Raw genomic sequence first — 6,000 nt, forward strand, 5'->3', positions numbered from 1 at the left:
CCCCTCCCCCAAAACTGCCTGGGGGAGGGGCGTTTTGCGTGCGTCTGCGCGCGAGGCTCACCACTTCGTGAGCGCGACCTCGTCCACCTGGAAGCTTCCGGTGCCCCCGGGCGTGAAGGCGAGGCCCCACACCTGGCTGAGCGTCAGCCCGTCGTTGGGCGCGCCCGTGGCCTGCCACGAGTTGCGGGTGAACGCGGTCCACGGGATCGTGATCTCCCTCCACGTCGTCTGGTTGTCGGTGAAGCCCCAGATGAACGTTTCGGACGCGCCGGTGATCGGGTCCGGGCCGCGGTTGTCCTGCAGCTCCACCTGGATCCAGTTGCCGGTGCCGCTCCCCTTGAAGCGGAAGCGGATGCCGGCGTGGTACCTCCAGTCCTGCGACGTGGTGTACTCGCGGATCAGCCCGCCGTACGACGAGATGGCGTAGTCCAGCTTGACCGCGTACCGGCTGCTGCGCCCCCCCGGAGCCACCACCGTCGCCGTCGCGGTGGAGCCGGTGCCCGCGTATCCCCTCCACCCCGTCATCTGCCCCGATTCGAACGACTCGACCAGGGTGTAGAAGGGGTGTGGCATGTTTCCGGTCGCCAGCAACAGCCCCAGGAGCCGCAGGTGGTCTGGGAAGTAGCCTACGTCCCAGCTCGGCACGTCGGCCGCGTCGGTGTAGAACGCCTCTACGAACGTGCGGTTCGGCGACACGATGGAGCCCGCCGCCGCCATCGCGTTGAAGGTGTCGCTGTGCCAGGTGGGGTTGACCTCGGCACCCTCCAGCGTGTACTCGTCGCGGATGCCGCTGACGCCGCCCTTTTCCGTCCACAGCGCGTTCATGCGGTCGAGGCGCGCACGCGCGTCGGGATCGCAGTTCCACACCGCGTCCTTGGCCATGCGCCAGGGCACCCGCACGGCATCGTAGCCATACCGGTGGTCCTGCGCGGAGTCGCGGTGGACGGCGGTGTCGCCGGAAACGGTTGACCAGTCCGGGAGTAGACGCCGCCCGGCCTTGAACGTTTCGATGTTGTTGAGCACCACGTGCGAGCGAGCCGCCACGTCGTTCCAGCGGGAGTTCCCGGTGTAGATGGCGAACGCCTTGTAGTATGCCGGATCGAAGTACGAGGGGTTCACGTCGTCGTTGGTGGCCCACGGGCCGGCGTTGATCGTGTTGTCCGCCTCTACGCCGTAGGTGAGGAGCGCGTTGATCAGCGCGGTCGCGTCGGTCTTGTAGCCGCCCCACCGGAAGTCCGCCACCAGGAGCGCGAAGGCGATGTCCTCGTCGCCGTCCGTGGCGAAGTCGCCCGCGCCCGGGACGGTTCCGTTGGACAGGATCTCCCAGGGCATCAGCGTATGGCCGCGCGCGGGGTTGGAGTAGCTCTTGGCGTATGCCCAGAGCCCGTCGAACACCGGCTTGTCGCCGAAGTAGGCGGCCAGGAGCATCCCGTACCCCTGCCCTTCGGAGAACGTCCTGGAGGTGTCGGCGTTCATCGTCGCCAGCACGCGCTTTCCGGCGCCGGCCGTCCTCACGTACTTCGTCTTCCAGTCGGCGTACAGCTCGTCCAGCCGCTGGTTGGCCGTGGCCTGGTTGGGCGCGATGCTGCGGTGGCAGGTGTACGCGTAGTTGGAGCTGGCGCCGCTGGCCAGCAGGCGCGGCGCCGCGGGGGGCCCGCCGCGCATGGCCGGCCCCATGAGCTCGCCGTCCTGGCAAGCGGAGAGGGCGGCCACCAGCGCCAGCGCGGCAGGGACGATGTGACGGTAGTGCATGCAACACCTCACGTGGTTGAGCCGCGCGGGTGCGTGCACCATGGAGGCACTCAAATGCGGCTGGTGCCCGCGACGGGGGGCAAGACACATGCCCCGCGGGCACCGCTTTCCGCCTTTGTTTGTAACGGCTTATGTTTACACCGGCGGCCCCGGCAGCGGGGGCCTGACCGCGGTGACGACGACCTGCCGCACGCCGTGGCCCTCCACTTCCGTGACTTCGAAGCAGACGCCGTCGTACTCCACGGTGTCGCCTACGAGGGGGGGGCGCTCCAATTCGGCCAGCACCAAGCCACTTACGGTGTCCACTTCCTCGTGCTCCAGCACCACGCCCAGGAAGTCGCCCACCTCGTCCAGCCGCACGGTGCCCTGGGCCACCACGCGGCCCTCCTCGTCGCGAAAGACCTCGGGGCGGGTGTGCAGCCCCTCCTCGATCTCGCCCACCACCTCTTCGAAGAGGTCCTCGATGGTCACGATCCCCGCGGTGCCGCCGTGCTCATCCATGACGACGGCCAGCTGGGTGCGCGCGGTGCGCATGGCGTGGAGGACGGTGTCGATGTCGGCGGTCTCGGGGACGTAGGGGACGGGGCGGGCATCGTTGGCGTGCACGGCGCGCCCCTGGCGGAGGCGGTGGAAGAGATCCTTGATGTGCACCATCCCCACGATGTTGTCCAGGCTTTCCGCGTAGATGGGGTAGCGCGTGTGCGGCGTGCTCCGCACGATGCGGGTCACCTGCTCGAAGCTGGCGCCCACGGGAAGGCCCGTGATCCGCACGCGCGGCACCATCACCTCGCCCGCCGTCAGGTCGCCCAGCTCCAGCAGCTCCTGCACCACGTTGGCGGTGTCGCGGCGCAGCATCCCCCCCGCCTCGCTCTCGCGGATGATGTACTGCAGCTCCTCCGGCGTCCTCACCTGCTCGGGCTGCAGCCCCGCGCGGTTGATGCCGAAGCGGCGCAGCAGCGCGTTGCCCAGGAACGACAGGACGATGATGAGGAGGAGGGTGATCCGCTGCACCAGCAGGAGCACCGGCGTCACCCAGAGCACCGTGCGCTCCGAGCGCTGCAGGGCGATCGACTTGGGGATCATCTCCCCCAGCACGATGTGCAGGTAGGTGAGGATGATGACGGCCAGCACGCTCGCCAGCGAGTGCGCGGGAAGCCAGCGCCACTCCCCCGCCCCGGCCGAGTGCAGCCCCCGGCCGATCCACTCCGCCAGCTTGTGCTCGCCGTACATGCCCAGCCCCAGCGACGCCACGGTGATGCCGAGCTGCGCGGTGGCGATGAAGCGGTCGCGGCGGCGGTTGTCGCGCAGGATGCCGAGCACCGTGCGCGCCACGCGGTCGCCGGCGGCGGCGCGGCGCTCGATGGCCACGCGCGGCACCCCCACGATGGCGAACTCCGCCGCCACGAAGAGCCCGTTGGCCACCACCAGCGCCAGCACGATGGCGACGGTCAGCAGCTCACCCATCGGCGTCCTCGTCGTGCGGCCTCAACGGGACGAGCGGGGTGGCGACCACCCAGGTGACGGCGTGGTGCTCCACCGCCTCCACCTCCAGTGCCACCCCGTCGATCGTCACCTGCGCCCCCGGGTCCGGCACGCGGCCCAGCTCCTCCGTCACGCGCCCGCCCAGCGTGTCCGACTCGCCTTCCAGCAGCACGCCGATCCAGGGCTCCACCTCGTCCAGCCGCAGGTAGCCGGGAAGGCGCACGCGGCCGTCGGAGAGCACCTCCGGGCCGGGGTCCTCGCCCTTGAACTCGTCCGCGATCCCGCCCATCACCTCGGTGAGCACGTCGTCCAGCGTCACCAGCCCGCTCACGCCGCCGAACTCGTCCAGCACCAGCGCCTGGTGGCTGCGCCCCTCGCGCATGCGGGCCAGCAGCGCCTCGGCCGTCACGTTCTCCGGCACCGAGAGGATGGGGCGCACCAGCGGCGCCAGCGAGGCGAGCGGCGTGGGATCGAGCCGGCGCACGAAGAGGTCGCGCGTGTGCAGGAGCCCCACGAAGTGGTCGATGTCGCCGCGGTAGACGGGGAGGCGGGTGTAGGGCGAGGCGCCCATGATCTTCATCGCCTCCTCCACCGGCGTGTCCAGGTCCACCGCCGCGATCTCCTGCCGCGGGACCATCAGGTGCCTCGCGGGGCGGATGCCCAGCTGCAGCGCGCGCCGCAGCCGCCGGTGCTCGTCCGGCTCCAGCAGCCCGCCGTCGCGGCTCTCGGCGATCAGCAGGTCGATCTCCTCGGGCGAGTGGATGTGGCCGTGCCCCACCGCCTCCAGCCCCACGCGGCGCAGCACGAACGCGGCGCTGGCGTTGAGGATGTTGAGGAAGAAGGAGAACGCGCGCAGCGACCAGGTCATCGGCAGCACGGTGAAGCGCGCCACCTCGGTGGGCCTGGCGAGTGCGAGGTACTTGGGCACCAGCTCGCTCAGCACCATCTGCGCGGAGGTCAGCACCACCAGCACCACGATGGTGGCGGCCGATATGGAGCCGGCCCTCCCGAACCATCCCCACCCCTCGAAGATGGGCGCCAGCCGCACCGCGATGGTGGCCTGCGCGAAGGCGCCCACCAGCAGGCTGGTGAGGGTGATCCCCATCTGGCTGGCCGAGATGTACCGGTCCAGCTTGACCGGGTCTTCCAGGATGGGAAGCAGGCGCACGGAAAGGGCGTCGCCGTCCTCGGCGCTCTGCCGGATGCGGCCCTTGCGCACCGAGACCGCCGCGAACTCCGCGGCCACGTAGAAGGCGGTGAGGACGACGAGGATGCAGATGACGAAGAAAGGCCCCAGCATCGCTCCTCAGCGGGGAGAGTGGGGTCGCAACCCGCGGTACGCGGCCGCAGACGTTCGCAAGTCAAGCAGGGGCTTGGGGAGGCGGGCGCACCGGCGCATCCGCACGCTACGGGGTGGGCGCGCCGCACGCAAGACGTGTGGCGCGCCCAGGCATCCGCGCCCCTGCACGCACGGAACATTCCGCGCGCCTTGCGGAGGCCCGGCTTCCGGGGCCACTTTTGTCGCCATCCCATGCACAGCGTGCGGCATCGCGCCGTACCACGCCCCCAGGAGACGCGAGTGACCGACCCGGTAACCGAGCTGAGCGACCGGCTCCGCGACCGCATCCTCAACGCCCTGCACCTGGGCCTCCTCCACCCCGGAGACCGCCTCCCCAGCATCCGCGCCCTGTGGCGCGAGATGGGGGTGGACCACCGGGTGGTGGCGCAGGCCTACCGCACCCTGGAAGACGAGGGGCTGGTGGAGGTCCGCGGGCGCTCCGGCGTGTACCTGGCGCCGCAGGACCAGCTGGGCGGCGAGCTGCTGGCGGAGACGGCGCGGTGGATGGCCGGGGTGCTGGTGGAGGCGTGGAAGCGCCGGATGACGGTGCACGAGGTCCCGGAGCTGATCCGCCGCTGCACCACCACCGCGCGCATCCGGTGCGCGGTAGTGGAGAGCAACGAGGACCAGATGACCGCCTACTGCCACGAGCTCTCCAACGACTTCGGGCTGGACCCGGTGCCGGTGCGGATCTCGCCCGTCCCCCTCCCCCGCCCCGACCGCTCGGTGGAGTTCCACGGAGTGGAGGACGCCCTGCGCGCCGTGCACATGGTGGTCACCACGAGCTACCACTCGCGCCTGGTGCGCAAGGCCGCGGAGAACGTGGGGATCCCCGCCGTCACGCTGACGGTGAACTCCGAGGTGGTCGACACCGTGCAGCGCCGCCTGCGCGAGAGCGGGGTGACGATCGTGGCCGTTGAGGCCGAGTTCGGCAACCGCATGCGCGCCATGTACACCGACCTCATCGAGCGCCCCGAGCAGCTCCGCGTCGTCCTGGCCGACGACCCTGAAGCGGTGGCCGCGCTGGACCCGCGCGAGCCGGTGATGCTGACCCGCGCCGCCCGCGCCCGCCTGGGCGAGGTGCGCCTCCCCCTCCTCGTCCCCCACTCCCCCACCCTCTCCCCGCAGACCGCGCGCGAGCTGCTGGGCCTGCTGATCCGGCTGAACGTGGAGGCGTCGGGCACGGGCGCGCGCGGGATCGAGGGGTCGGCGGACAACTGAGGGGCCCTCACCCCCGGCTCGTTACACTCGCCTGCCCCCTCTCCCGATAACAGGAGAGGGCTCCGCCCTCTGTTATCGAGAGAGGGGGCTGAATGCGAAAGGCCCCCTCCCCCCGGCCCCCTCCCCCGCCTGCGGGGGCGCAGGGCGGGTGAGGGGGAGAACTACCCTTCGCCCCGCACAGATCCGGCACGGGCGCGATTTATCGC

Annotated in this window: 4 protein-coding genes; 1 reads left to right on the forward strand and 3 read right to left on the reverse strand. The window is 70.8% G+C overall.

The window, feature by feature from the left end; all coding sequences use genetic code 11:
* Nucleotides 1-57: 57 nt before the first annotated feature.
* From VF647_23245 to VF647_23255, 3 genes are all read right to left on the reverse strand, one after another.
* The gene (locus tag VF647_23245; GenBank protein HEX8455013.1) at nt 58-1,752 is read right to left on the reverse strand and encodes a glycosyl hydrolase family 8; all 1,695 of its coding nucleotides are present in this window, start codon (nt 1,750-1,752) and stop codon (nt 58-60) included.
* Between the two features lie 135 nt (nt 1,753-1,887).
* The gene (locus VF647_23250; protein ID HEX8455014.1) at nt 1,888-3,216 is read right to left on the reverse strand and encodes a hemolysin family protein; all 1,329 of its coding nucleotides are present in this window, start codon (nt 3,214-3,216) and stop codon (nt 1,888-1,890) included.
* Nucleotides 3,209-4,534 (reverse strand): hemolysin family protein, encoded by a 1,326-nt coding sequence (locus tag VF647_23255; GenBank protein ID HEX8455015.1) that lies wholly within the window; start codon nt 4,532-4,534, stop codon nt 3,209-3,211. The genes VF647_23250 and VF647_23255 overlap by 8 nt, the downstream gene beginning before the upstream one ends.
* A gap of 279 nt (nt 4,535-4,813) precedes the next feature.
* Here VF647_23255 and VF647_23260 point away from each other — a divergent pair, with 279 nt between their 5' ends.
* Nucleotides 4,814-5,794 (forward strand): GntR family transcriptional regulator, encoded by a 981-nt coding sequence (locus VF647_23260; GenBank protein ID HEX8455016.1) that lies wholly within the window; start codon nt 4,814-4,816, stop codon nt 5,792-5,794.
* Nucleotides 5,795-6,000: the final 206 nt, after the last annotated feature.

The sequence above is a fragment of the Longimicrobium sp. genome, from assembly GCA_036387335.1.
Lineage (GTDB): Bacteria > Gemmatimonadota > Gemmatimonadetes > Longimicrobiales > Longimicrobiaceae > Longimicrobium.